The organism is Colwellia marinimaniae (genome assembly GCF_002207865.1).
In the GTDB taxonomy this organism is placed as follows: Bacteria; Pseudomonadota; Gammaproteobacteria; order Enterobacterales; family Alteromonadaceae; genus Colwellia; species Colwellia marinimaniae.
Map to the genome: position 1 here is coordinate 1 of NZ_BDQM01000460.1, position 244 is coordinate 244.

The 244-nt window shown below is 42.6% G+C and carries 1 pseudogene; it reads right to left on the reverse strand.

Annotated elements, in window-relative coordinates:
• A pseudogene (locus MTCD1_RS20065) lies at nucleotides 1–244 on the reverse strand (hydroxylamine reductase); the annotation flags it as partial.

Sequence of the window (244 nt, forward strand, 5' to 3'; positions counted from 1 at the left end):
CCTGGGAAGTTAGCAAATTCTTTTTGCTGATTTTGCCAAGCGCTACCGAAGTTACCAACTAAGTGCGGGTATTTATTCAGTTCTGGGTAACCGTGCGCAGGTAACATTTCACCATCGGTATAAACATTGATGCCTTTGCCTTCAGTATGTTGCAGGATCTTTTCTAAATCATGTAAGTCATGGCCAGAAACCAGAATACATTTACCTGCAATCGGTTTTACGTTTACTTGCGTTGGTCGTGGGT